Annotated in this window: 1 pseudogene; it reads right to left on the bottom strand. The window is 53.0% G+C overall.

The window, feature by feature from the left end:
- Positions 1-1,228: pseudogene (locus MSG66_RS06115) on the bottom strand (flagellar protein); the annotation flags it as partial.

Genomic DNA, 1,228 nt, shown 5'->3' with positions numbered 1-1,228 from the left:
GCCATCGATTGCATCTGCTCCCAATGCCACTTGTGCATTGAAGCTGCCATCTGTACCGAGCTCGTCTGCATTCAGGATACCGTCGCCATTTAAGTCTTCAGGGATCGTGATCGCACCGATCAGGTCTGCCGGTAAGGTATCTACAGTGACTGTGACGTCTGCATCTGCAACATCCACGTTACCTTGTGGATCTACTGCCTCGGCATGGATCGCGACTGGGCCTTCGCCTGTCACAGCAATCGCTGCGGTGATGAAGCCGTTAGTCAGGTCAGCTGCAGTCACGGTGTAGTTGGTACCGTTAACATTCACTACTGTGCCATCGATTGCATCTGCTCCCAATGCCACTTGTGCATTGAAGCTGCCATCTGTGCCGAGCTCGTCTGCATTCAGGATACCGTCGCCATTTAAGTCTTCAGGGATCGTGATCGCACCGATCAGGTCTGCCGGTAAGGTATCAACCGTTACTGTCACGTCTGCATCTGCAACATCCACGTTACCTTGTGCATCTACTGCTTCTGCATGGATTGCCACAGGGCCTTCGCCTGTCACAGCAATCGCTGCGGTGATGAAGCCGTTGGTAATATCAGCTGCTGTCACGGTGTAGTTCACACCATTGACATTCACGACTGTGCCATCGATTGCATCTGCACCCAACGCCACTTGTGCATTGAAGCTACCATCTGTGCCGAGTTCGTCTGCATTCAGGATGCCGTCGCCATTTAAGTCTTCAGGGATCGTGATCGCGCCGATCAGGTCTGCAGGTAAGGTATCTACAGTGACTGTGACGTCTGCATCTGCAACATCGACGTTACCTTGTGGATCAACTGCTTCTGCATGGATCGCGACTGGGCCTTCGCCTGTCACAGCAATCGCTGCGGTGATGAAGCCGTTGGTAATATCAGCTGCTGTCACGGTGTAGTTGGTACCGTTAACATTCACGACTGTGCCGTCGATTGCATCTGCTCCCAATGCCACTTGTGCATTGAAGCTGCCGTCTGTGCCGAGTTCGTCTGCATTCAGGATACCGTCGCCATTTAAGTCTTCAGGGATCGTGATCGCACCGATCAGGTCTGCCGGTAAGGTATCTACAGTGACTGTCACGTCTGCATCTGCAACATCCACGTTACCTTGTGGATCAACTGCTTCTGCATGGATCGCGACTGGGCCTTCGCCTGTCACAGCAATCGCTGCGGTGATAAAGCCGTTGGTAATATCAGCTGCTGTCACG

It is taken from the genome of Acinetobacter sp. IK31, assembly GCF_035615195.1.
GTDB classification, from domain to species: domain Bacteria; phylum Pseudomonadota; class Gammaproteobacteria; order Pseudomonadales; family Moraxellaceae; genus Acinetobacter; species Acinetobacter calcoaceticus_C.
The sequence above is the reverse complement of the archived record's forward strand: the minus strand, read 5'-3'. Positions and strand labels throughout refer to the sequence as shown.